Source organism: Psychrobacter fjordensis (assembly GCF_904845995.1).
Taxonomy (GTDB): domain Bacteria; phylum Pseudomonadota; class Gammaproteobacteria; order Pseudomonadales; family Moraxellaceae; genus Psychrobacter; species Psychrobacter fjordensis.
In genome coordinates, this window is record NZ_CAJGYP010000002.1 from 682,756 (window position 1) to 708,247 (window position 25,492).

A 25,492-nucleotide genomic window follows, 5' to 3' on the forward strand; every position below is an offset into this window, starting at 1 on the left:
AATGTAGAATCGTAAAGGATATCCATATAGGGTTTAAATACACAGGTTATTTAAACCCTTTTTAGATTAGGAGGATAAATATGAATATTGGTCAAGCATCAAAGCAATCAGGTATCTCTACCAAAATGATTCGCTACTATGAGCAGATTGGCTTGTTAGAAACCGTAAATCGCTCGAACTCAGGTTATCGCTTGTATTCTAAAGACGATATCGACGACTTATGTTTTTTAAGACATTCTCGTGACTTGGGGTTCTCATCCAAGCAAATGAAAGAGTTACTGTATCTGCGCAAAAATGCCAATCGTCAGAGCGCGGATGTTAAGCAACTGACACAAGAGCATATCGAAACGTTAAACCAAAAAATCACTCAATTGCAGGAAATGGTTAACTCGCTACAGAACTCTTTTGATCATTGTGCAGGCGACGATAATGCAGATTGCGCTATCTTAGAGGATCTTGGGCAAGCTAAATAGAGCTTTTAACGAGCACTTCTCCATGAAAACGTTCTCGGTTAGAGCCTTTCCTAAAAACTGTGTAACTGCTTATAATCCATTAACCGGAGAATAAGCAATGACTACTCAATCTGACCTTAAAAAACTGGCCGAGCAAATGGCTGGTAGCATGAACAGCTTTGATGACATTAAAGACTTCCAAAAGCAGCTCATGCAATCCTTTATCGATACTGCCTTAGAGGCTGAGATGGAAGACCATCTCGGCTATCCCAAGCATGAAAAGGCGGATAAACCTAATAAGCGTAACGGGCACACTAAAAAGACCGTCCGCAGTGACACAGGCGATCTTGAGATCTCCACCCCAAGAGACCGCGGTGGCAGCTTTGAGCCTGTACTCGTTAGTAAGCATCAAACCCGTATCTCAGGTCTCGATGACAAGATCATATTCCTTTACGCCAAGGGTCAAACCACCACCGAGATTGTCGAAACCATCAAAGAGCTCTATGACGTCGACATCTCAAGCAGCTTAGTTTCAAGAGTCACTGACAACATCTTAGAGGACATCACCGCTTGGCAGAACCGGCCGCTGAGCAGTGTTTATCCTATCGTCTATTTGGACTGCATTGTCGTTAAAGTACGTCAAGACAAGCAGATCATCAACAAGGCTATCTATCTGGCGCTAGGCGTGGGGCTTGATGGTAAAAAAGAGCTGCTTGGTATGTGGTTATCAGAAAATGAGGGCGCCAAGTTCTGGCTAGGCGTTCTCACTGAACTACAAAACCGCGGGGTACAAGATATCCTCATTGCCTGTGTCGACGGCTTAAAGGGCTTCCCCGATGCCATCAACACGGTTTATCCCAAAGCCAAGGTTCAGCTGTGTATCGTACACATGGTGCGTTACTCAATGAAGTTCGTACCGTGGACGGATAAGAAGGCCGTAGCAGCTGATTTAAAGGCCATCTACGGCGCTGATACGCTTGAGATGGCAGAGGCCAATCTTGAGCACTTTGATGAGACTTGGGGCAAGGAGTATCCGCATATCATCAAGTCTTGGCGTAATAACTGGGAGGGCTTAACGGTGTTCTTCGAGTATCCTAAAGACATCAGAAAAGTGATTTATACCACCAATGCGATAGAGTCGCTAAACAGCGTGATTCGGACAGCGGTGAATAAGCGTAAGGTGTTCCCATCTGATCAGGCAGCATTCAAAGTGGTGTATTTAGCAACCCAGCAGGCATCCAAGAAGTGGTCGATGCCCATTCGTAACTGGACGTCTGCTTTGAATCGCTTTATGATTATGTTTGATGACCGTATTAGTAAGCATTTAATCTAAATGGCAGTTACACAGAATCTAGGATGGTCTCCTCGGTTATGTTATTTTCTCACATCATTAAAAGAGAAGTGAGTATTAACACAGATCAAATATTAATAGTCATTTCAGTGCCATAAGCAGATGTTCGGAACTTTAACCTATTGTTATATCACGACTTCACTTAAGTGAGTTTTTATTCACCCCTTAAATCTAAATGTTTCACGCTGATTATTTCACTATTATCTTCATTTAGTTCAAATACTGAGTCAGTAAAGTCTAGTTCTAAAATTTCAGCATTAGCTCTTATCCCACTCATGTAATCAATACTGACATAGGCTGAAAAAACTTCAGTATGTTTCTTCACAATATCGTTACGCAGTACAAACATATAAACTTTATCTTCAGGATCCCACGGTGAGCGACCGTAATCAGCAATTGAATAATAAGCCTTTAGAACAACCTCAAAATCTATTTCATACTCAACATTCTCATCTGACACCGAAATTATATTCTTGTGATTTATACAAACTGACTCAATATCTATTTGGTATATTTCATCATCAAATTCATTCATCTCGTCTGAATAGAATTCTGATGAATCAATTTTCTCTTTGGCATTTTCAATTAATTCTTCTTTCAGCTGCTCAAGAATACTATCTGCAAATTTGACAGGTTCTTTCAACTCTTCTTCTTTACGAACAACTAAATCCAAGAGATCATCAACTCTCCTTAAATGAATCAAATTATCTAAAGTGTTCGCATATTTCTCCATATCACCATCATCACTGATGATATATAAAGTATGCCCTCTATCTTTGCTTACCTTAGCTACAGCTTCGAGAACAAAGGCATCAGGAAATTCAGATTTTTTATTTGCTCCTCCGAAGGGAGGTTCTGATTTAAAATATTTATCGAAAACACTAGAAGCATTAACATTTTTTATGTCAACAATTTCAGCTGAACTTTTATCAAGAAACTCTTCAAAACTTGCTAAAGCAATTTGGTAAATCTCTTCGGCTTTGACTTTCTCAAAAATTCCATGGCAAGCAAGATTAGGAGTATTTCTCAAGAACATTGCATCTTTTTGTATTTTCTTTATAGCTCTTGCTGATTCTTCCGATTTTAATAATAAATGAGCTTTTATTTCATTAATTGTAATTTGAGTAATAAGGAGATGGAGTCTTTCAGATTCAAGAAAATCACAAAGCTTACCTAACGCATGTTCATTAAATTGGAAATTTTTGCTTTCATACGCAGAAGTATCAATAAATACCAATCTACTCTCTAGTTCTGTGCTCATGAGTTACCTTCTTAATATAACGCCTCAATAACCAGCGCATCCTTACTGCGTATGGGCTTTCAAGAGCGTAGTTAATTTGTTTGTTATGACTTAAAAGCTCAGTGTCTTTAACTTGATAGTAGGAATCAGACCAATGCAGAGTGCACCAGTGGCCTTTTAAGAGCATCACCGAATTGTACCATTCTAGAAGATCTAGGACAGAGCAAATAGCTTATATCAGATGCACGAAATACATGACGAGGCTAATACAAATACTCAGCACATAAAAAACCCTTTAAGCGACAGATGACGCTTAAAGGGTTTATATTTTGATTTAACTAAAACTACGTTAACGGTTTTTAACTACGGGCTAACTCGAAAATAGGTTGTCCGTATTCAACGTTCTGGCCATTTTCAACCAAAACTGCTGTGACCATACCTTCTTTGTTACTAATCACTGGCTGCAAACGGGTCAACTCATCAATGAAGCAAATGGTCTGACCTTTTTGAATGTGGTCGCCTTCTTTAACCAAGTTGTCTGTTGCATCGTCTTCACTTAAGTATACCTGCCCTACGTAGGTGGCACCTACTTGCAAGACATCACTACTAGTCTGTTCAGGCTCATTATTAGGCGTGGCCTCTATAGGATTAGCGCTCACATTATTCTGCGCACTTAGATTATTAACCACCGTAATAGACTGCCCATTGTCTGCAATCGTGACTTCGTGCAGCTGACTGCTTTCAACTAGTTTGACCACACGTTCTATTTGCTCTATATCCATAATACATTCCTTCTCTTAATTTTTTAACTCATGCCCAGATATTTAGCAATGGTCATGACACTTAGGATGCTCATAACGATGGCGATTAACCAACCAAATACCGCAATCCAAATAGGATGCTTATAATTGCCAACGATATTTTTTCTGTAGGCGGCAATTAAGATGATAACCATGGCAATAGGCAATACCAAACCATTTAACGTACCGACCAATACCAATACTTGGGCCGGTTTACCGATAGTGGCAAACACCATTGTTGAGATCACGATGAAACCAATAATGAAGTAGCGTTTGTGCTTTTCAATGAATGGATGGAAGTTGGTCATAAAAGACACAGAGGTATAAGCAGCACCAATCACCGAGGTCACAGAAGCCGCCCAAATCACCATACCAAAAATAACTTTACCCGCATTTCCTAGAATGTACTGAAACGGCGACATGGCTGGGTTGGCGGGATCCAATGCAAAGCCTTGAGATACCACGCCTAATACTGCAAGGAATAAAAACACGCGAATCACAGAGGCAATCAAAATACCAGAGACCGAGCTTCTGGTCACTGATTTTAAATTCTCTTCTCCACTCACGCCTGCTTCTAATAAGCGATGCGCACCTGAGAAAGTAATATAACCGCCAACCGTACCGCCGACTAACGTCACGATAGCGACTGCATCAATTTTGTCAGGCATGATCGTTTTGCTGACGGCTTCTGCTAATGGCGGATCAGATTTAAAGACCACATAAATGACCAATACAATCAGGATAAAGCCCATTAATTGAGCGAACTTATCCATCATAGGCCCCGTTTCTCGGCCTAAAAATATCGCTACGGCAATCACACCACTGATCAAAGCGCCTGTGATGGGTGATATATTAAACATGGACTGCATGCCAAGTCCGGCACCGCCAATATTACCAATATTAAAAGCCAGACCACCGGCAATGATTAAGAAAGCGAGCAAGTAACCGACACCAGGAAACACCAAGTTGGCGATTTCCTGTGCACGTTTTTTGGAGACAGCGACTACTCGCCAAACGTTAAGCTGGACGCCGATGTCCATAACAATAGATATTAAGATAACAAAACCGAAACTCGCCATTAGGCTTTCGGTGAATGTGGCCGTTTGGGTCAAAAACCCTGGCCCTACTGCTGATGTAGCCATCAGGAAGGCCGCGCCTAAAATGGCGGTATTGTGTTTTTTTATAGTGCTCATAAACATCCTTGTGCTATATGGGATTATTTAATCAAATGATTAGTGGGCGGATATTTAGTGGGCAGATATAGTGATACCTTTGAGCTCTAGTTGTTTCTTTATCTCTTGCGCAAACAAAATAGCGTGTTCACCATCACCATGTAGGCAGATACTTTGCGCCTCTACGGGTACGGTTTGACCGCAGACACTGGTGACAGTCCCTTCAGTTATCATCTGCAATACATGCTTAACCGCATCATCCGTATCGGTTATTAGCGCATTGTCTTTGCTACGAGAGACCAATGAGCCGTCTTTTTCATAGTTCCTATCGGCAAACACTTCTGATATCGCCTCTAGACCATGTTTCTTAGCTGACTTGACCAAATAGCCGCCGGACAAACCCATGACTTTTAGATTTGGATCAAATCGTTTGATTTCGCTCACCAAGATATCTGATAAGTCTTCATCAATAGCGGCTTGGTTGTACAACGCACCATGCGGTTTTACATAGTCCAAAGTCACGCCGACTAAGTCACAAAGTGCTTTGGTTGCGCCCAATTGATATACCAATAGCGCGCGATAGTCGGCTTCACTTAACGGCTGATGAATACGACCAAAGTTTTCTCTATCGTTTAGACCAGGGTGCGCGCCTACGCTCACGTTGTTTGCTTTTGCCAATTGCAACGTTGCTAGCATCTCGCTATAAGACCCAGCGTGCAAGCCGCAGCAGACATTCGCTGAGCTGACTATCGTCAATAACTTATCGTCTTGCCCGCAGCCTTCTGCCACATCAGCATTTAAATCAATTTTCATTGGCATACTCCTTTATTTGATCGATGTAATGTTGTCTTTTCTGTTGTTCATGCAGCGCCTGCTCTAACGACACAACGACGAACTGACAGGCTTTGCCAAATCTAATCTGTGCCATCAGACCTATGTCTGCTCGAATCACAGTTGCAATTTTAGGGTAGCCACCCGTCGTCTGCCCATCTGCCATTAACACAATCGGTTGTCCTTGTGGTGGCACCTGAATCATGCCAATATCAACGCCATGTGAGCTCATTTCTACTGGCTTACTAAATTCAAGCGCTGTAGCTCCTTCTAAGCGGTAACCCATACGGTTGCTACTGCTTTGTAGTTTCCAAGGCTGATTTTCAAACGCTTGTTGAGACGACTCAGTGAAGCAGTCATATTCACTGCTTTTTATCACTCGAATAACCTCGGTTGGGGCAAGTCGAGCCACCCCAATGACAGGCAGACTCGATTCGGATTTTACCGTTAAGCTGTCATCGGCTTTTAAGTATCTACCTTCAAATCCGCCAAATCCTGCTTTGAGATTGGTGCTGACCGACTGTAATACTGGCTCGATATCAAAGCCGCCATGCACACATAGATAGGTATACATGCCTTGTAGCGGGCGCAAAAGTTTGAGCGTCTGCCCAGCTGTTGCATTGATACGCCAATAACAAGGAACGCGCTTGTCGTCTAGATAAGCCTCGTATAAAGCGCCTGTTAAGCAAAAGCTGACGCTTTCTTCAAACTGTATGGTTAGCTCACCCAGTGCTATTTCAATAGCGGGTTCGTTGGCTTCGTTTTTCATCAAAGCGTTGCCGGCTTGTAGCGCCCAGCTGTCCATCACGCCATTTCTACCCACACCCATGCTTCGGTAACCCAGTCGTCCCGAATCTTGGATACTGGCAAGGGCACTTGCGGTTAAAATTTTCATTGATACCACCTGTTTTTTTGTCTTTTTGATTCATGCATCTTTTATTTATCGCTTATTGATGGATATCAATCGCTTTAAATGTCAAAGTATCGCCTGCGTTAAGCAACGTCGGAGAAGACTTGGTTAAATCAAATAAAGCAGTATCCGTCTGGCCTAGTAACTGCCAGCCGCCTGGAGACTCAAAAGGGTACACCCCTGTCTGCTCGCCGCCGATACCCACTGAGCCTGCCGGCACTTGAGTTCTAGGGATGGCGTGTCTTGGAAAGTACAGCGACTCAGACAAGCCGCCAAGATAAGGAAACCCTGGCTGAAAACCGATAAAATAAACGGTATAAGTGGCTTTGGTATGTAGCTCAACAACGGCTTCAACCGAGAGGTTTAGGTCATTCGCCATGGCCGCTAGATCGGGGCCATACTTACCGCCGTACTGCACGGGTATCTCGACGTGCTTGCCTTGGATGGTTTTTGAAGGGATATCATTGAGCAGATCTGACAGCCTATCTTTAAAGGTAGTAAGCTCAGCCCACGTTAATGGCACGATGAATACACTGAGCGTATTCATACCAATCACCACTTCGATGACTTCTGGCATTTTCTGGATACTGTCTGATAAAGCCCAGCATTTTTGTTGTTTTTCTAAGGTGATCGGTTTAGGAAAAAACAACGCTAGATTGGTTTCACTGCATAGTTGCCATTGTAGTTCCATTAGCACGTACTCCATTATTTTTTATCTGCTATAGTCAAATCCTCTATAAATTGGATACGGTGTCAGGCTCGCTTAGTCTACGACTTGTAGTACTTTCACTCGCCTTCCTGGTATCCAAATTATATTGAACCGACTATATCTTGATTCTGACGCTTCTGACGCTAATATCAGATTTGGTTTTCATTTTTGCGGGCAAGAACTGATTTATATATTATCTTGTATCCACTGTTCCAGATAATGAATGCTCATTTGACCTTCACAAAACACCTCATCTTCAAACAGTCGTTGATGCAGACCAATATTGGTATCAATGCCCGTAATTTGCGCTTCCGATAGAGCCGCACGCATTTTTTCTATCGCTTTTTTTCTTGAACGGTCTTGTACACATATCTTGGCAATTAAGCTGTCATAAGATGGCGGCACAGTGTAGTTCGACTCAGCATGGCTATCCACTCTGATACCAAACCCTGCTGGCATGTGGCAGTAGTCTATGCGCCCCGCATTTGGTAAAAATGTCTGCGCGTTTTCAGCATTGATACGGCACTCAAAAGCGTGTCCGGTAATGGCGATATCACTTTGTTTGTATGCCAATGGAAGCCCTGCAGCCACTCTGATCTGTTCTTGCACAATATCGACGCCCGTCACCATCTCAGTGATGGTGTGCTCCACTTGCACACGAGTATTCATCTCGATAAAGAAGAACTCGCCGTTTTCATATAAAAACTCAAATGTGCCGGCGCCTCTATACTGCATTTGCTCACAAGCTGTGACACAGGCTTGGCCGATTTTTTGGCGCTGCTCTTCGGTGATACCGGGTGCTGGCGCTTCTTCAATGACTTTTTGATGACGGCGCTGCATAGAGCAATCACGCTCGCCTAAATAAATCGCATTGCCGTGGGTATCAGACATGACTTGCACTTCGATATGACGCGGTGCTTGTAGGTATTTTTCAAGATAAACGATAGCGCTACCAAAATTGGCTTTGGCTTCTGTTTGCGTCATAGAAATCGCAGAGAGTAAGTCGGCTTCTTTTTCGACCACGCGCATACCACGCCCGCCGCCGCCGCTTGCTGCTTTGATGATGACTGGATAACCAACGTCACGGGCGATTTTGATAACTTGCTCTGAATCAGCAGGCAAAGCGCCATCAGAACCAGGCACACAGGGCACGCCCGCCATCGTCATTTGTTTTTTGGCTTCAACCTTGTCGCCCATGTTTCTGATATTGTCAGCCGTTGGGCCAATAAACGTGAGACCTGAGTCTTCAATCAAGGCCGCAAAGTCTGCGTTTTCAGACAAAAAGCCATAGCCTGGATGGATGGCTTGTGCGTTGGTAATTTTTGCAGCAGAGACGAGCGCTCTTTGATTGAGGTAGCTGTGTGTGGCATTGGCAGGCCCGATACAGATTTTTTCATCGGCTAGGCGTACGGGTAACGAGTCTTTGTCTGATTCAGAGTGCGCAATGACTGACTGAATACCCAGCTGCTTACAAGCTCGGATAATACGTAGCGCAATTTCGCCACGATTGGCAATTAAGATTTTTGTGAACATGTTTATTCCCTTAAAAATATAGTGTCAAATACAGTGTTTGTGCAGCGTCTATACAATATTGAGTGGCTATTGATTGACTTTAACTATCTGGCGCTATAATAAATAAGGGCTGTGCATATTCTACGACGTCACCTTCATCGATCAGAATTTCTTGAATCGTACCGTTAGCTTCTGCTTTTACTTCATGCATCATTTTCATGGCTTCAATAATACATAGGGTCTGCCCTACTGCTACCTGATCGCCCACCTTAAAGAACGCCTCAGCGGTTGGCTCAGAGCGAAGATAAAAAGTACCGAGCATAGGCGCCAATACTTGGGATGAAGATGAAGAGCTAGATGAATTAGTGACCTCTGTCGTCACCGTTTCATCCATAGAGCTGTTGTCTGCACTGGTATTATTAGGAGTGTTATTGTGGGAGCTTACTGTGTGTGGTTCTGGAAGAGCAGTTTTTGAGTGAGAGGTATTGCCATTAGCCTGACAAACGATAGAGATGCGTGCATCACCATCGGTTACTTCTAATGATTGTATATCAGCGCTTTCTGCGATCTTGATTAGCTTTTCTAGATCCGTAAAATTTATATTCATATGATTGGCTATTCCATTAGGGTGAAAGTAAGTAATTATTTTTTATGAAAAATCTGTGCGATATACATGATGTAACTGATATAAATAGGGCCTTACTGTTAAACACTACGTTTTTATTTATTGAAAGCTTTGTGGGCAAATGAGATTGGACACCCTTACATTCTAAAAAGGTTTTTTAAAATAGCGTTGCCATCCAAAATTACAAAACTGCCAAATCCTCATCCTTTGGATCGCAGATAAACATATGCCCCGGAGCATGCGTGATCATCAGTTCTGGTTTACTGGTCATTGCGATGCTTTGAGGCGTCACACCACAAGCCCAAAATACAGGCACTTCGCCTTCCTTTATGAGTGATGCATCACCAAAATCGGGAGAGTGAATGTCTGTGATCCCGATGACACTAGGGTCTCCAATATGGATAGGCGCGCCATGTACTTGCGGAAATCGAGAGGTGGCTTGTACGGCTCTGGTGATTAATGGATAAGGTATCGGTCGCATACTGACCACCATTTTTCCATGAAACTGTCCTGCAGGCTCAGTTTCTATATTCGTGATATACATCGGAACATTGTGACTGTCTTCGATATGTCTGACAGGAATGGATGCATTGAGCATGGCAGACTCAAAGGAAAAGCTACATCCTAAAAGAAAGCAAACCAAGTCGTCTCTCCAATAGTCTGTTAGGTCTGAGACCTCAGCTACTAGCTCGCCAAACTCATATATTCGATACTTTGGGACATCAGACTTTAAGTCTGCGCCCTTCGCCATCAGTCGTGGTTCCGAACTACCAACATCTGTTACGTCTAAAATAGGACAAGATTTGGGGTTTCTTTGTGCAAACAATAAAAAATCATAGGCCAATTTCTTGGGTACTATGACTAGGTTTGCTTGTATGTGACCTTTACACATGCCAGAAGTCGGCTTGTTGATTTCGTTCTTACCAATTAGTGCTCTGACCTCTTGTGGCGTCATATTTGCTAAATCTAACATGATTACAACCTCTTACGTTTTGTCATTGCTAGCAGATAAAAATCCTCTAATAAAATCTGTACGAAGTTGGTACTTTTTAACAATATTTTATATATAAATAATCATATTATCCTTATGTAACCTAGCAGAACATTTTTAAAATAACAAGACGTAAGCGTTGCAAATAAGCGCACGTGATACATAAATAAGGACAGTCAAAGAAGGGTTGGTTCTAGGTATGGGCACATGTTCAGTCTTTGTCATACACATGGCCAACAAATGTTTTTATTCGCATTTACTCATACTACTTATTTAAAGCAATCGCTGCTGATTTTAGCCAAGTTGCCGCTTTGCCTAAAGAGCGCTGCTTGTGCCAAATCAGCTCTAATGCGACTGGCCAATCATGATCGTCGAAATCCAATTTCGGTGCGACCAGATAGCCATTATCTAAGGCACTAGCAACCACGTGCTCAGGTACAAACGCCCAGCCTAGATTGCGCTGTACCAATTCAACGATTACCCACTGACTCTCCACCCACCAGACATCAGAAGCAACTCGTAACCGGGCTTTTTCATCGCTGTGATTGCGTGTGGCTACCATTAGCTGTCTGTAGCGTTTTAGCTCTTCCCATGCGACTGGCTGATGTGCCAGCTCATGTTCTGGCGCGCATACCAATGTCAATGATACCCAGCCAAGCGTATGAAAATTCAATGCTGAAGGAAGGATTTCTTGACGCCACATAATGCCCAAATCCGCGCGATCTTCTAATACCAAACGGCTGACATCCTCCATCAGTGGAAACAGTAGCTCTAGCTCTACACTGGGGAAGCGACGAGAGAACTCTTCCATTAGTGTGCCCAGTTTGGATTCCGGATACAGCTCATCAACCGCTAATACCAGCCTGCTCTCTACTCCTTCACCCAAACTCTGTGCAACCCCGCGAAAATGCTCACAACGCTCAAGTATCACCCGAGCTTCGACCAGTAACCGCTCTCCAACGGGCGTTAGCGTTGGATAACGGCCACTGCGTACAAATAAACTACTATCTACATCGACTTCTAAATTTGAGACAGCCGTGCTGATGACTGATTGCGCCTTACCCAGTTGCCGCGCTGCTGCTGAGAATGACCCTGTTTCCACGGTCGCTACAAAGGCTTTTAGTTGCTCTAATGAAAAGCTCATCTATCTGTATATCCTATAGGTCCCAACTTGGTTATCCGATTTTAACAGATACAATAGCCCGATAAATCACTAATTCAATTGGGAAGTTCGATGCGTACTACTAAAGACCGTATTCGCCATACGCTAGGTTTTGAGATAGTTGGCTTAATCATATTTGTACCGCTGGCAAGCTGGTTATTTGGCTTTGATATTCATGCGATAGGTCTGATTGCGGTGGCTGGATCCATCATTGCAACAGTTTGGAATTATTTTTATAACCTACTGTTTGACCATTCTATGGTGAAGCTGCGTGGGAATGTGCATAAGACGGTGCCAATACGATTGCTACACGCCTTTTTATTTGAAGGGGGCCTACTGTTGTTATTCTTACCAATGATTGCATGGTACTTAGGCATCAGCCTATGGCAGGCCTTTATGATGGATATTGCAATGGCTACTTTCTATGTGGTCTATGCCTTCTTCTATAACTTAAGTTACGACAAGGTGTTTCCTATTCCAGAAAATCACCTTGCCACTCAATTTAATCATTAAACTCTATGGTTGAATCAAGCTAAGTCTATATAGCGGTAGTTTTTCTCAGATTGTTTTATATCTGTTAAATCGATGTCCACCACTGCTATTTCTTGCGTCGAACCAAGTTTTTTTATAATGCTTCCTGTAGGAGAGACGACCAGACTCTCTCCTACAAACTCACCGCCATGACCGGCGCCCACACCGTTGCAGGTAATCACAAAACATTGGTTTTCAATAGCACGCGCTTGAGTCAATACATAATGGACATTCGCATAGGGAGACATGTTGCCGTTTGGCATAAAAATAATTTTTGCACCTTTCTTTGCCAGTGCTCTTGAACCTTCTGGAAACTCTAGCTCAAAACAAATCTGAGCACCGCAAACCACATTGTCAATTTCAACGACGGAAAACTCATCCCCATTGGTAAACACGCCAACATCATCAAGCCAAAGTTTTGATTTTCGGTGCTTATGAATGATTTCGCCGTTTTTTATAAAAAAGCATGCGTTGTAGAACCGTTGATCGTGTTTTTCAATATGCCCAACAATGATGGTTGAATCGGTATTTTTGCTGGCTATTAATAAGTCTTCAAAATGTGATTGTGACTGACTGCATAAAGAGTCAATATTATCTGCTGTCGGAAATCCTGTAAAAGCGAGCTCTGGAAAAATCATAAAACCTTGACAGTCTTTGTGCTCATTGATGGATTTCAATATCAAGGCGGCATTTACCGACACTTGATAATCGGTGATATCAATCTGGTTAATGACGATTTTCATAGAATTTTATTCTCATTATTATAGCACTGGGATTCCAACCAACGGCTCAATTTAATAATGTCAGCTTGATTTGACTTTAAATCATTATAAAAGAAATAGAAACTGTCGCCAGTGAGTAATTCATGCATTGGGATTCTAACGAGATTTTGCTGATGGGTTTGTTCTAGCATCATATAGTTGTCGATAAGCGTAATACCTAAGTTATAACGCGCGGCCTGTGCTGCAAGAAGTACGTGGCTAAACTGATTGATTTTTACATTGCTTGGTAACTCGAACCCACCTGCTTTGCACCACTTTAGCCAATCATTGGCCGCATTTTCGCTTTTTCCAGCGTATTTTACGGACAGTATGGGATGCTGCCATAACGCCTCAGGCAACGGTTGGTCTTTTATTTCCTCCCACAGCCTTTGACCACAGACAGGGAATAGCTTTTCAGCGAATAAAAACGTACTGACCACGTTACGCTTTGGCGGATGGACGGTTATAAAACAGTCAGAACATTGCTCATTATAATCGTCTTGGTCTGTCACCATGTTTAAGGTGAGCTCAATTTCTGGGTGTTGTGTATGGAAGTCTTCTAATCGAGGAATCAGCCAATTAACAGCCACCGAGCTATACAGTGCTAGGCGAATATGCCCAGGCTGGTCATTTCGAATAGCCTGACTGGTATTGGACAGAGCCGTCAGCGATTGATTTACTTCTGTGAAATAACGCGACCCTATTTCTGTCAACGAAAGTGTCCGACCCTGCCTATAAAACAATGCTTCTCCAAGGTACTCCTCAAGCGTTCGAACCTGATGACTCACGGCGCTTTGCGTCACGTTGAGGCTTTCTGCTGCCTTTGAAAAGCTATTCAGTCTTGCAACGGATTCAAAGCATTGTATCGCGCGCAATGGCGGTAGTTTCATTATTATCTCAGCTAATACTAAAGGGCTTTATATCATTATACGTCATGTAAATATATGAATATACTGCTTACTCAAGTATTAAATGAATGTCATTTGATGTCAATTTCTAACTGTTTTTAGAGTAACGCTGAGGGTTGTTATGCCAAAGATGAGTGTTGGGTTTGCCATGATTCTATTGGTTGTGGGGAATATGATTGCCGTCCTATCAGATGCGTTGATCAAAGAATTGCCAGATGGCGCAGCGGTCTATCAATTTGTCCTACTACGTCAGCTGACAGCTGTTTTGATGCTACTGCCCTTTTGCTTTTTGAATAAAAAAACCAAGTTGATTAGTGATATAAAATGGCATTTTGTACGTGGGCATATTTGGTTATTTGGTGCGGTATTTATGGTGTTATCTATTCAAGCGCTGCCGCTGGCAACGGTGAATGCTATTTTTTATACCGCTCCTTTGATGATGTTGCCGTTAGGGTTTTTGTTTTATAAAGACAGACTCACCGCGCCAAGCATCATTGTGGCAATATTGGGTTTTGTCGGTATTCTTATCATTGTAAAGCCAACGCAAATTAATATAGGCGCTATCTTTGCACTGATAGTGGCCTTAACCATGGCGACGAACAACCTACTAGTGCGAAAATTACCTTCGAATCACACCGTTGCACAAACACTGTTTTTGACCAATTTAGTCGGAATACCATTTGGGCTTAGTTTGGCCATTTGGGAAAATGCCCCTTTGAGTTGGTATGCGCTATGGATAGCAGCCGGTTCAAATTTGTTTATTTTGATTTATGCGGGTATCTGCGTACTGGTCTACCGAGCAGTGGAAGCCCATAAAATATCTAGTGCAGAATATACGGGTCTGTTAGGGGCAGTGTTCATCGGCATTGTGTGGTTCCATGAGATACCCGATATCAGCTTATTGATAGGTTCAGCATTGATCATTATCCCTCTTATCTGGCTCGCCACACGAGAGTCTGTTAAATATAAAAGATCGGTTCCGATAGAGTAAATATTAACCTTGGTAACAACTCTAAGAAAAAATAATAGCAAAAAAATTGTTTCGTCTGAATATTTTGCTATACGTTTTTTGCTAACCATACCTTGTGGGTTTTATTTTTAGGAATCAACCCTTTGCTTACAAGTCCTTTTAAACATCCAAACCTTGAGTGACCTTCGACTAAATGCAACTTAGAATCTAACGCTAGGAAAAGTGGTGCTCTTCTCCACGTGTGATACTGCTTCCAGTACGTTATAGTCGGTTTTGTATGCCCGATATGCTTCCAGTCTGAACCTATAGAAACGCCACAAGATTTTATGTAGCAGGTATTTACCCAATCTTGAAAATCAGGAAAAATTGTAGCACATGATATTTCATCAAAAGTGACACTAATAAGCTCCCAGTTTAAATTGGAAATGTCTAATTCGGAGTATTGCTTTTGAAACTGATCTTTACGTCCATGATCTTGATAAAATTGCTCTAGCACATCTTTTGGTGTACTAGGCAGTTTTAAGGTCAGTTCGTCAATATCTATGTTTCCTGCTTGGTCTGAATGAAGATTCATCAACTCTTTAAATTTCAAAACTACCTCTCATTCCCTAAATAAACTAACCGCTACATTTCTGTTTTAACTACCTTTATCCTCTCAATCATGAAATCGACGGCGGCTTTCACTTTTGGTACGAGATAACGCTGCTTTTGATACAGCAAATACACAGCCATATCAGCATGTTGCGTAATCGCTAACGGATGCTCAAATTTAATCTCTTGTAATGCGCCCGACTCAAGGTATGACGATAACGCCCAGTGGGTAGACATTAAAATACCTTCCCCGTTACAAGCCTTTTTGGCGAGCCATGGCCCATTATTTGAGATCGCAACGGCTGGCCCCGAGACATCATGCCACTGATCATCCACATGACATAACCAAGGCGTAGGCCCATTTGGCGCTTTGAAATACAGGCCTTTATGTTCTTTTAACTCCATCACATGGTTGGGTGTACCATGCATCTCCAAATAACTGGGCGACGCAACGGGAATAAACCCATTGTCCATTAACCTAATGGCAATCACACGCTCATTGGGTGCGTAACCCCCACGAATCGCAATGTCTACATCGTCACGGCCTAATGCCGATAGCTCATCGCTGAGACTGACATCCAGTACAATCTCTGGGTATAACTTACCAAGTTCGTCTAACAACGGCAGCAGTATCTTTTCACCAAAACCCACCATCGAGCTGATTCGTAAGCGCCCCATTGGCGTGGTCTGGTAACTGCGCACCGTTTCTTTACTTTGTTCTAGTTGGTTCAATATGTGCTGCATATCATTGTAATAAACCTGCCCTACTTCGGTCAGTTTAACGATTCGAGTCGAGCGCTTTAATAATGTCGCGCCCAGACTTTTCTCCAAATCAGATACCCGTCTAGATAGTGAAGATGGTGGCACATTAAACGCACTTGCTGCTTTAGTAAAACTGCCTGTTTCTACGACTTTGCTGAAATACCGTATCGCACGTAATTGATCCAACTGACCTCTCCATTTATATAAATATTTGAGTATTTTCGCCTTATTATTGTCTTAATAGCAATAGTGATTCACGTTATTCCTTATATATAACCACATTAAAACCAGTAATAATGTGGTTAACTTAAACGTCGCAATGAAAACACGATTAAAAATAACCTTTACGTCAACAATGGAAGAATGACTTATGATTACTTTGCACGGCTTTGCTGCAAGCAACTATTACAACATCGTAAAACACGCTCTTTTATATAAGGGCATTCCATTCCAAGAGGACCTTTTGTACGCTGGTAGTGATGATCTACTAACCGTCAGTCCAGTGGGTAAAGTACCTGCAATCACGATGCCTGACGGTTTTAATCTGTCGGAATCTAGCGTGATTTGTGACTTCCTTGAAGAAACCTATCCTGAAAAGCCGCTATACCCTACCAATGCAGCAGAACGCGCGGCTGTACGTCAGATTATGAAAATAGCAGAGCTTTACTTTGAGCTACCATGCCGCCGACTGATTCCTTATGTGTTTTCTGGTACTCAAGCACCTAACGCAATCAAAGAGGAAGTACGTCAAGTATTGGGCCGCGGTATTATTGCCATGAATCGCCTATGTAAATTCTCTCCTTGGATTGCAGGCGAGCAATTCACCATGGCCGACATCTATGTGCATCATGTCAACACCATTGTCAACGCTTTTGGATCTACTCAGCTTGAGTGGGATGTACTGGCAGAAGTGGAAGGCATGAAAGAATGGAACAAGGCCATGAGTAAAACCGACATCGCACAAAGCGTTCAGGCAGATAGCCAAGCGAATATGCCTGAGTTCATGCAGCATGTGACTGCCCAAATTAAAGCCGCGAACGCTGGCTAGTTCGATGTTAACAAGTTCAATTCTAAAAAGTATTTAACGATAAAACAATTGCTATTGAAATTCTTACTCACAACTAAACGACCAAAAAATAGGGCCAATGCCATCACGTGATTGGCCAAAAAATAACTATTTGCAGGAGCAAACCTTATGACCGATAAAAATATCCAACTGACCTCAACCATCAGCGAAGACAATAAACTAACCTTGGCTTTGCAAGAAATCGACATGCCACAACCGGGTGCCGACGAAGTTGTTGTTCGTATTGAAGCCGCACCATTGAACCCATCTGATTTAGCCGTCCTCTTCAGCGTCGCTGACATGTCAACTGCCGCGCAATCAGGCACAGACAAAAACCCAGTTATCACTGCTGACGTGCCAGCTAAGTTCATGCCATCTGTCAAAACTCGTGTGGGTAAAGACACGCCAGTGGGCAATGAAGGCGCAGGTACAGTGGTCGCAGCAGGATCATCAGATGCTGCACAAGCACTCATGGGTAAAACCGTTGCTGTGATCGGTGGTGGTACGTACCGTCAGTATCTTCGCGCAAACGTACAGAGCTGCTTAGAGCTAAAAGAAGGCACCACAGCTAAAGAAGGCGCGTCTTCTTTCGTGAATCCCCTTACTGCTCTAGCTATGGTCGAAACCATGCGCGCTGAAGGCCACAAAGCCATCGTTCATGCAGCAGCGGCATCTAGCTTGGGTCAAATGCTAAACCGTATCTGTATGGCAGATGGTGTTGACTTAGTGAATATCGTTCGTAAAGACTCGCAAGAAAAGCTATTGCGCGATATGGGTGCAAAATATGTGGTCAACTCAAGCAGCGAGACATTCATTGCTGATTTAACAGCGGCCATTACTGAAACAGGTGCTACCATTTCGTTTGATCCAATCGGCGGCGGGCAGTTAAGCAGTGATATTTTGAACTGCATGGAAGCGGCTATCAATGTTGACGTAGAAGAATACAGCGTCTACGGCTCTAATACGTTCAAACAAGCGTACATCTATGGCGCATTAAACCGTGGCCCTATCACGCTAAACCGTAACTTTGGTTTTTCTTGGGGTGTGAATGGTTTCCTACTGTTCAATGCGTTAGGCAAACTGGGCACCAAAACCGTCGTAAAAATGCGCCAACGTGTTGCAGAAGAAATCACAACCACATTTGCAAGCAGCTACACACATGAAGTTTCATTGGCTGAAGTATTACACTTACAGTCAATCGCCGCCTATGGCAAACAAGCAACAGGTGAGAAATACTTAATCACGCCTCAGGCTTAATTAAAACCTGAAAGCATTTATACAAAAAAGCAGATACTGATTATGGTATCTGCTTTTTTATTGACTTGGTTTTATAGAAATTTGACTACACAATCAAAGTCCTAGCCCTTACGTCCTGTAAAACACTTTAACCATACGATACTTTGCGAAAGTTTAAAATCTGTTCTCTGACCACTTGCTCAATTTGTTTCCAATCAGCGATATTATGGCGAGAATACTGCACATTGACATGTAAAGCCATTTCTGGCTCTAGATCAAAGCGATGACCACAAGGTGGCCTAGGCACATCTCTATTGCTGCATTTTATATAAGTTATGATTTCTCCCTTGTCATCTCTTTGGATAAACACATCTTCCGCATCTCTGTCTTCACGATAAGGACGGTCAGTTTTAGGATCTATACCAGGCGGCGCATAAACTTCCAATCCGTATTGATCGTTATTAAGCTGTTCATATTGATGAACAGAACCTGCTTCTTTGCTAGGATTAAGTGTTCCATCGCCCATACGATGAATAGTACCTGCTCCATAATATCTATCGCCAGAGGAGACATTGACCGATACCCAAGGGTCATTCGGTAAGTACTGTTCTTTATCATAAGCATGTTTATGACTTTTATTGCTCTTATCGAATATGGTGTTATCGGTATAACGCACATCAAAGCCAAAACTATTGATCCTTGAGTCATAGCTACGTGTGGGCTTTTTACCCTCTCGTTTTTTACCCCATGCAGGATCACCGTCATACTCAACTAAATGAACCAGATTTCTTGGTAGATCAACAGGGAAACCACCTAAATCACCAATATAGTTTGCAGGCGCTCTACCAATACAAGATGTCATGAGAGTAACACTCACAGTTATAAGAACAATCTTGCTTAATTTTTTAATAAACATTGAATACCTGAATAATTTAAGTTTTATAGCAACACTTATGATACTTTGCGGAAGTTTAAAATCTGTTGTCTGACCACCTGCTCAATTTGTTGCCAGTCAGTGATGTTATGACGTGAATATTGCACATTGACATATAAAGCCATTTCTGGCTCTAAATCAAAGTTATGAATACAAGGTGGCCTAGGCACATCTCTATTACTGCACCTTATATAGGTTGTAATTTGGCTATTTTTATCTCTTTGGATAAACACATCTTCTGCATACCTGTCTTCACGATAAGGACGGTCAGTCTTAGGGTCTATACCCGGCGGTGCATAAAATTCCAATCCGTATTGATCGTTATCAAGCTGTTCATACGTATAAACAGGGTCTACACCATTTGCACTAATTGTTCCATCGCCGATACGGTGAATAGCGCCTACTCCATGATATTTATCGCCAGAGGAGACTCTGACTGATACCCAGGGGTCATTAGGCAAGTACTGTTCTTTATCATAAGCATATTTATGACTTTTATTGCTCTTATCGAATATGGTGTTGTCGGTATAACGTAGATCAAAGCCAAAACTATTTATCTCTGATTCATAGCTGCGTGTGGGCTTTTTACCCTCTCGTTTTTTGCCAAATGTAGGGTCACCGTTATACGCAACGAAAGTTACGATATTTCTTGGCAACTCAACGGGGAGACCACCTAAATCACCAATATAGTTTGCAGGCGCTCTACCAATACAAGATGTCATGAGAGTAGCGCTCACAGCTATAAGAACAATCTGGCTTAATTTTTTAATAAACATTGAATACCTTGAGAAATGGACATTGCTAAAAAGCCTAATATTGCAATTCAAGAGACTAGCTAGAAGCATATATTATATGAGCAAAGATACAGAGGTAAATTTATTAATGTTTATTATTAAAAGGAAACCATCCGACATCCGTCTTAAACAAACGTGTGGGTCAACAAGATAGGCGCTACCAATGGGTTTGGCGGGCATGTCATTTATATCCTTACCAAAAAATCAGGCATCGTCATTTTAGCAAATAAGAACTATCCTAATGCAGATAGGGTCAAAGCGGCCTATACGATATTAGAAAGTGCGATGGCTAAATAATTCATTTATTTAGTATGAGACAAAAAATGACTGGATGAGATAAAAGCTCGTTTTATGAGCAGCTAGGTCATCGTATTAAAGGTACCCATGGCGGCGCGTATAATTGCCTTTAAGAAATAGATACCAGAGTAGAAATGATGCAAGATTGGGCAGATTATATTGATACGCTGTGTAATTATCTCGAAGAATCATACTAGGGTGTTATTAATCAGCTGATTTCAATTATTAATGTATAAAAAAGCAGATACTACCATTAGTATCTGCTTTTTTATCATGCTATTAGGTCATGGGGAATCGTTCTTTCTGCTTAATTTATAGTTTAATTAAGCAGTAGTGGCCAGTTCCTGCTGAGTGAAAAATGAGGCACCATCAGGTACTTCTGGCAGCTGGATATTATTTGCTGTCAATCTGACATTGCCGCTGGCGATACCTTTTACCAACGAGCCTTCATGCTTACTTGGCAAAGGATTTGGCGATAGCGCATGTGCATCTTCTGCGTTATAAACAGAGATGAACAAATATCTTGGCAACTCGCTTTTGTTGGGGCCAGACGAGTGCAGTAATCTGCTATGCATAAAACAGATCGAACCAGGTTTTCCAATACAAGGAACAAATTGTTGGCATTTTTCGTTTTCTACATCGTTACTCACTTTGCCCACAAACTTGCCATTTTCCCAGTGCGAAAATAGCTCATCTTTATGACTACCAGGAACAACCAGTAGTGGTCCATTCTCCATCGTGACCTCTCCAATCATGAGTAGTGCTGTCAGCATGTCATCATTGGTGTGAGGTGTAAATGGAAAGTCCTGATGCCATTTGACAGTGGTGGTGGTATTGGGTAGCTTAGCGTTTATCTTACTGTGATGAAAGCGTGTTCCATTGCCGCCAATCAAGTCACCTGCCATTTCTGACATGGTGGATTTAAGTGCCATATCAGAGAATTTATCAGATATCTCTGTAGGAGATGTGATACGTCTTAAAGAAGGGTTGTCGGCACTATGATCCTTTGGATCAACATCAAACCTTGCTCTACCATCCAGTGTCGCTCCCCACGCTTCGGTATGCGTCTTACTTTCATCAATCCAAGATTTTATCTGATCCAACAGTTCTGTCAGCTCAGCAGCCTCAATTGCATTTTCTACAACCAAATAACCATCGTCATAATACTTCTGAATTTGTTCGTTTGTTAACATCTTAAATTCCTTCTATTTGCTTATAGTAAAATACCAATAAATCCGCCACACCGTTGCTTTTACTAATCGAATTGACAATCGGTTAATTCATAGTTTGATCAATGTCTGCTTGGCTTGGAACAGTAAGTCCGTGGGCACTTAGTATCTTCTCTAGATCGCCCGACTGCTTCATTTGCTCTATACCATCTTCAATAATTTTATAGGTCTCAGTGTCGCCTTTTTTGATGCCGATACCACCAACGATGGGAAAGAACTCTTGTGTAGAGGTCACCTTAACTCGATCACCCAACTTTGCAGAAGCCTCTTTCATAACTGCCGCATCATCATACTGAATATCAACCGCTCTAGATAATAGCGCTTGTGTGGTTTGAGGTGAGTTTTCATACTCATTGATGGTAATAGCAGCTTTATTTTGTGTGATACATTTTTGAGATATTTCTGCCAATTGAGTAGAGAAAGCAGTGCCTTTCATTGAACCGACCGTTTCGCCACATAAGTCGTCTGCACCTTTAGGTTCAATATCCGAGTCACCGCGTACGAGCAAAGAAATATCCGTTTTATAATAAGGAATCATATCAATTTGTTCTAGGCGTTCTTTGGTGATATACATTGATGAGTACAGCACATCAAACTTGCCACCTTTTAAGCCAGGAATCAGATTGGCCCATCTTGTATCTTCCCATTTAGGCGTAATGGCGCCATTAAGCTCAGCCACTCTGGCCATAATCTCTACATCTATCCCGCCAGGATTTCCTTGTTCATCCAAATATTCATAAGGTGGAAAAGTCATGTCCGACCCTATCGTAATCACCTGTTTATCAACACTTGTATTCGTAGCAGTATCACTACTTGCGTCGCTATTTGAAGGGGCTTCATTCGAACAAGCATTCAACATTAAACCTGCAGTGACAGAGAGTAATATAAGTTTTAGTTGCTTCATCGTATTCATTCCTAGAGGGTTAGTGAGTTTGAACGACAGTATTTGATGTGTTGATAACATTAATATCTCTTAACCTAGTTATACTAAAAATACCCTATCAAAAGCAATTTTGAAAAACCTACGCACTACTATTGTAAATCCTATTTAAAAACACAGTGCTGCTTTCAATACTCTCTGTATAGTAATAATCACACCCATAGGAGTATTTTATGACGAACTTAATAAGCAGCTCTATGAACTCTGAAGCGCAGGCACGTATTGACCTCGCAGCTTGTTTTCGCTGGTTTGCAAGGATCAATATGCATGAAGCGGTTGCCAATCATTTCAGTGCTTCAGTGTCTGAAGACGGTAGTAAGTTTCTGATAAATCCAAAGTGGCAGCATTTCTCAACCATCAAAGCCAGCGATTTAATATTATTAGACACCAATAACCCTGATGAAGAACTGTTGGCAAACATTGACCCAACCGCATGGGCCATACACAGTCAAATCCATCTCTTGAGACCTGACATCAAATGCGTGCTTCATTTGCACCCTATTTATACGACAGCCATATCGACGTTGAAAGATCCTGTAATCAAACCTATTGACCAAAATACGGCACGTTATTTCAATCGTGTGAATTATGATAGATGCTACCAAGGTATGGCTGATAACAATGCAGAAGGTAAGCGACTGGCTGGATTATTGGGTGATCATAGTCGTCTGATGATGGGAAATCATGGGATATTAATCGGCACACATAGTATTGGTGTGGCGTTTGATGATATGTATACGATTGAAAGGTCTTGTCAGATATTGGTGACTGCCTATGCTACCAATCAGACATTAAACATCATTCCTGATGACATCGCAGAAAAGACGGCTAAAGATTGGGAAGGTATCGAAGATTTTAGCGAAGCACATTTTGAGGAAATAAAAAGATTGCTGTTAGCACAAGAGCCTGACTTTATTGATTAAGCACTATGTTAGTTTTTTTACGGTGTCATTCCTCGCTTTGTCTCATAAAACGAATCAAGAATATTGGTTCGTTTTTTTGTTTTACGATATCCGCAGACTCTTACCTGACTATGACTACGATTGAGAGGGAGGAATAAATAAATTAGCGAGACATACAAGTTAATTTACCATCAAGCAATAGGCCGACATATGCAATATATCGGCCTATTGCTTGATGGTAATAAAATGACTGAATAGCGGTCAAGATAAGACAACCCATTTTAATGATTACTGATCAATATTTTGTACAAATTGATTAAACCTCTCATTTGAACTGTTTTCTAGTTCTTTAGGAGATCCTTGCTCTATGATATGACCACCTTCCATAAAGATAACTCTGTCAGAAATATTAAAGGCAAAGCTCATCTCATGAGTCACAATAATCATGGTTAAGCCCTCTTTGGCGAGTTGTTCCATGACTTTTAATACTTCACTCACCAGTTCTGGATCCAATGCAGAGGTTGGCTCATCAAACAAGATGATTGAGGGTTCCATAGCCAATGCTCTAGCAATAGCGACACGTTGTTGTTGACCACCTGATAACTGGTGCGGGTATTTTTTAGCATGTGCTTTCATACCTACTTTATCTAACATTGCAATCGCTGTCAGTTGGTTGATACCTTTGTCATGCATTTTATGATACTGAGGCGCCAGCATAATATTTTCTAAGACTGTCTTATGAGGGAATAGGTTGAAGTTCTGAAAAACCATACCGATATGCACAATTTGCTCTTTAAAGGGCTTGGACTTGTCCGTTAATACCGTGTCTTTCAAAAATGGATTACCCATCAAGTTTACCGTGCCTTTATTCAGTGCCTCTAAGCTGTTTAAGGTTCTAATAAACGTTGTTTTACCTGATCCTGACGGTCCAATGATAGAAACCACCTCGCCCCATTTTACCTTTAGATCGATGCCCTTTAACACATGATGTTCACCATATGACTTGTGGATATCAGTGGCTTCAAGAGCATAATCGCCTTTTCTTTCGTTATTTATTTCCTTGTAATTGTTCAAAGATTTATTGGCAGAGATGCTACTGACCAACTCACCTTCTTTTAAAATAGAAGGGGTTTTTTGAGTGATGTCGATGAATTTTTCAAACCTCTGAATCAAAAATCCAAAGACGGTAACGATGAGGACGTAGTAAAAGGCAACTGCTAACATGGTCTCAAGCACTAAGAAGTTTTGGGAATACAACCGTTGCCCAACCAGTAATATTTCTGTTAAAGAAATAACAGAGACCAATGAGGTTAATTTCACGATGACCACGAACTCGTTGCTTAAGGTAGGCAAAGCAATTCTTAATGCTTGTGGTACCACGATCAGCCTTTGAATACCCATTGGTTTTATACCCAAAGCTTTGCCCGCCTCTATTTGGGTCTGATGTACAGCATTGAGTCCACCACGATGAATTTCAGCAATATACGCTGACTCGCATAAGGTTAATGCAATTAAACCTGAGATAAACGACGATGATAAGATAACACTGGTTTGTGGGAATACTTGAGGCATGCTATAGATAAAAATTAGTAACACTAATAGAGGGATGCTACGGAATAACCATATATAGGATCTGCTCAATAATGAGACGGGTTTTATTTTAGATTTTTTACCCAATGCCAATACAAAGCCTAACACTATACCTAAAAGCCATACTAAGACGCTGAGCTCAATAACGGTTAAGGTGGCTTGCCAAAAGTTTTTGTCTTTTAACAAACTAAACGTATATACCCAATCAAATTGCATGATCTATCCT

26 protein-coding genes and 1 pseudogene are annotated in these 25,492 nt (G+C 41.8%); 8 read left to right on the top strand and 19 right to left on the bottom strand.

The annotated features are described in order from the left end of the window. Positions 1 to 80 precede the first annotated feature (80 nt). Both cueR and JMW61_RS11270 read left to right on the top strand, forming a co-directional pair. Positions 81 to 473 carry a Cu(I)-responsive transcriptional regulator gene (gene cueR / locus JMW61_RS11265; protein ID WP_194618463.1) on the top strand — a complete coding sequence of 131 codons (393 nt, stop codon included), beginning with the start codon at positions 81 to 83 and terminating at the stop codon, positions 471 to 473. 97 nt (positions 474 to 570) lie between these two features. Next, the gene (locus tag JMW61_RS11270; RefSeq protein ID WP_201551320.1) at positions 571 to 1,785 is read left to right on the top strand and encodes an IS256 family transposase; all 1,215 of its coding nucleotides are present in this window, start codon (positions 571 to 573) and stop codon (positions 1,783 to 1,785) included. Positions 1,786 to 1,957: 172 nt separating this feature from the next. On the opposite strand, the gene JMW61_RS11275 is transcribed toward JMW61_RS11270, so the two are convergent. The 10 genes from JMW61_RS11275 to JMW61_RS11320 form a co-directional block, all read right to left on the bottom strand. Beyond that, positions 1,958 to 3,064 carry a PIN domain-containing protein gene (locus JMW61_RS11275; protein WP_201551322.1) on the bottom strand — a complete coding sequence of 369 codons (1,107 nt, stop codon included), beginning with the start codon at positions 3,062 to 3,064 and terminating at the stop codon, positions 1,958 to 1,960. A 338-nt stretch (positions 3,065 to 3,402) separates the two neighbouring features. Continuing rightward, positions 3,403 to 3,825, bottom strand: a complete 423-nt coding sequence (locus JMW61_RS11280) for an acetyl-CoA carboxylase biotin carboxyl carrier protein (RefSeq protein ID WP_201551324.1) — start codon at positions 3,823 to 3,825, stop codon at positions 3,403 to 3,405. Positions 3,826 to 3,848: 23 nt separating this feature from the next. Continuing rightward, complete coding sequence (locus tag JMW61_RS11285; protein ID WP_201551326.1) at positions 3,849 to 5,036, bottom strand: NRAMP family divalent metal transporter; 1,188 nt, start codon at positions 5,034 to 5,036, stop codon at positions 3,849 to 3,851. 54 nt (positions 5,037 to 5,090) lie between these two features. Continuing rightward, a complete protein-coding gene (gene pxpA / locus JMW61_RS11290) occupies positions 5,091 to 5,828 on the bottom strand; it encodes a 5-oxoprolinase subunit PxpA (RefSeq protein ID WP_201551328.1) in 738 nt (245 codons plus the stop codon). Further along, positions 5,818 to 6,741 (bottom strand): 5-oxoprolinase subunit C family protein, encoded by a 924-nt coding sequence (locus tag JMW61_RS11295; protein ID WP_201551330.1) that lies wholly within the window; start codon positions 6,739 to 6,741, stop codon positions 5,818 to 5,820. Before JMW61_RS11295 ends, pxpA begins: the two co-directional genes overlap by 11 nt. A gap of 52 nt (positions 6,742 to 6,793) precedes the next feature. Next, the gene (gene pxpB, locus JMW61_RS11300; RefSeq protein ID WP_201551338.1) at positions 6,794 to 7,447 is read right to left on the bottom strand and encodes a 5-oxoprolinase subunit PxpB; all 654 of its coding nucleotides are present in this window, start codon (positions 7,445 to 7,447) and stop codon (positions 6,794 to 6,796) included. Between the two features lie 204 nt (positions 7,448 to 7,651). Beyond that, positions 7,652 to 8,998: an acetyl-CoA carboxylase biotin carboxylase subunit gene (gene accC, locus JMW61_RS11305; RefSeq protein ID WP_201551340.1), complete on the bottom strand. Its 1,347-nt coding sequence runs from the start codon at positions 8,996 to 8,998 to the stop codon at positions 7,652 to 7,654. 79 nt (positions 8,999 to 9,077) lie between these two features. Beyond that, positions 9,078 to 9,584, bottom strand: coding sequence for an acetyl-CoA carboxylase biotin carboxyl carrier protein (accB, locus tag JMW61_RS11310; protein ID WP_201551342.1), 507 nt, complete (start codon positions 9,582 to 9,584; stop codon positions 9,078 to 9,080). Between the two features lie 199 nt (positions 9,585 to 9,783). Continuing rightward, complete coding sequence (locus tag JMW61_RS11315) at positions 9,784 to 10,575, bottom strand: putative hydro-lyase (RefSeq protein WP_201551344.1); 792 nt, start codon at positions 10,573 to 10,575, stop codon at positions 9,784 to 9,786. A 283-nt stretch (positions 10,576 to 10,858) separates the two neighbouring features. Beyond that, positions 10,859 to 11,737, bottom strand: coding sequence for a LysR family transcriptional regulator (locus JMW61_RS11320; protein ID WP_201551346.1), 879 nt, complete (start codon positions 11,735 to 11,737; stop codon positions 10,859 to 10,861). Between the two features lie 90 nt (positions 11,738 to 11,827). Here JMW61_RS11320 and JMW61_RS11325 point away from each other — a divergent pair, with 90 nt between their 5' ends. Continuing rightward, entirely contained in the window at positions 11,828 to 12,268 is a 441-nt protein-coding gene (locus JMW61_RS11325) for a PACE efflux transporter (RefSeq protein WP_201551348.1), read from the top strand. A gap of 14 nt (positions 12,269 to 12,282) precedes the next feature. On the opposite strand, the gene JMW61_RS11330 is transcribed toward JMW61_RS11325, so the two are convergent. Both JMW61_RS11330 and JMW61_RS11335 read right to left on the bottom strand, forming a co-directional pair. Then, complete coding sequence (locus JMW61_RS11330) at positions 12,283 to 13,029, bottom strand: carbon-nitrogen hydrolase family protein (RefSeq protein WP_201551350.1); 747 nt, start codon at positions 13,027 to 13,029, stop codon at positions 12,283 to 12,285. Then, entirely contained in the window at positions 13,026 to 13,937 is a 912-nt protein-coding gene (locus JMW61_RS11335; RefSeq protein ID WP_201551353.1) for a LysR family transcriptional regulator, read from the bottom strand. Before JMW61_RS11335 ends, JMW61_RS11330 begins: the two co-directional genes overlap by 4 nt. A gap of 139 nt (positions 13,938 to 14,076) precedes the next feature. Between JMW61_RS11335 and JMW61_RS11340 the strand changes: the two genes are divergently transcribed. Then, complete coding sequence (locus tag JMW61_RS11340; protein WP_201551355.1) at positions 14,077 to 14,946, top strand: DMT family transporter; 870 nt, start codon at positions 14,077 to 14,079, stop codon at positions 14,944 to 14,946. Between the two features lie 67 nt (positions 14,947 to 15,013). On the opposite strand, the gene JMW61_RS11345 is transcribed toward JMW61_RS11340, so the two are convergent. Beyond that, positions 15,014 to 15,517: a hypothetical protein gene (locus JMW61_RS11345; protein WP_201551357.1), complete on the bottom strand. Its 504-nt coding sequence runs from the start codon at positions 15,515 to 15,517 to the stop codon at positions 15,014 to 15,016. 32 nt (positions 15,518 to 15,549) lie between these two features. Next, complete coding sequence (locus JMW61_RS11350; protein WP_201551359.1) at positions 15,550 to 16,464, bottom strand: LysR family transcriptional regulator; 915 nt, start codon at positions 16,462 to 16,464, stop codon at positions 15,550 to 15,552. Between the two features lie 184 nt (positions 16,465 to 16,648). Here JMW61_RS11350 and JMW61_RS11355 point away from each other — a divergent pair, with 184 nt between their 5' ends. Then, positions 16,649 to 17,326 carry a glutathione S-transferase family protein gene (locus JMW61_RS11355; protein ID WP_201551361.1) on the top strand — a complete coding sequence of 226 codons (678 nt, stop codon included), beginning with the start codon at positions 16,649 to 16,651 and terminating at the stop codon, positions 17,324 to 17,326. 147 nt (positions 17,327 to 17,473) lie between these two features. Then, a complete protein-coding gene (locus JMW61_RS11360) occupies positions 17,474 to 18,601 on the top strand; it encodes a zinc-binding dehydrogenase (RefSeq protein ID WP_201551363.1) in 1,128 nt (375 codons plus the stop codon). Between the two features lie 127 nt (positions 18,602 to 18,728). Here the strand turns inward: JMW61_RS11360 and JMW61_RS11365 are convergent, their stop codons facing one another. After that, complete coding sequence (locus JMW61_RS11365) at positions 18,729 to 19,442, bottom strand: hypothetical protein (RefSeq protein WP_201551365.1); 714 nt, start codon at positions 19,440 to 19,442, stop codon at positions 18,729 to 18,731. Between the two features lie 89 nt (positions 19,443 to 19,531). Further along, positions 19,532 to 20,290 (bottom strand): hypothetical protein, encoded by a 759-nt coding sequence (locus JMW61_RS11370; protein ID WP_227687455.1) that lies wholly within the window; start codon positions 20,288 to 20,290, stop codon positions 19,532 to 19,534. Between the two features lie 156 nt (positions 20,291 to 20,446). Between JMW61_RS11370 and JMW61_RS14435 the strand changes: the two are divergent. After that, a pseudogene (locus JMW61_RS14435) lies at positions 20,447 to 20,605 on the top strand (class C beta-lactamase); the annotation flags it as partial. 323 nt (positions 20,606 to 20,928) lie between these two features. Here the strand turns inward: JMW61_RS14435 and JMW61_RS11380 are convergent. Beyond that, positions 20,929 to 21,798, bottom strand: a complete 870-nt coding sequence (locus tag JMW61_RS11380; protein WP_201551367.1) for a phytanoyl-CoA dioxygenase family protein — start codon at positions 21,796 to 21,798, stop codon at positions 20,929 to 20,931. Between the two features lie 82 nt (positions 21,799 to 21,880). Further along, entirely contained in the window at positions 21,881 to 22,738 is an 858-nt protein-coding gene (locus tag JMW61_RS11385) for an ABC transporter substrate-binding protein (protein ID WP_201551369.1), read from the bottom strand. Between the two features lie 209 nt (positions 22,739 to 22,947). On the opposite strand from JMW61_RS11385, the gene JMW61_RS11390 reads away from it, so the two are divergent. Next, positions 22,948 to 23,697: a class II aldolase/adducin family protein gene (locus tag JMW61_RS11390; RefSeq protein ID WP_227687456.1), complete on the top strand. Its 750-nt coding sequence runs from the start codon at positions 22,948 to 22,950 to the stop codon at positions 23,695 to 23,697. Between the two features lie 267 nt (positions 23,698 to 23,964). Here the strand turns inward: JMW61_RS11390 and JMW61_RS14465 are convergent, their stop codons facing one another. After that, positions 23,965 to 25,482, bottom strand: a complete 1,518-nt coding sequence (locus JMW61_RS14465) for an amino acid ABC transporter permease/ATP-binding protein (RefSeq protein WP_201551371.1) — start codon at positions 25,480 to 25,482, stop codon at positions 23,965 to 23,967. Positions 25,483 to 25,492: the final 10 nt, after the last annotated feature.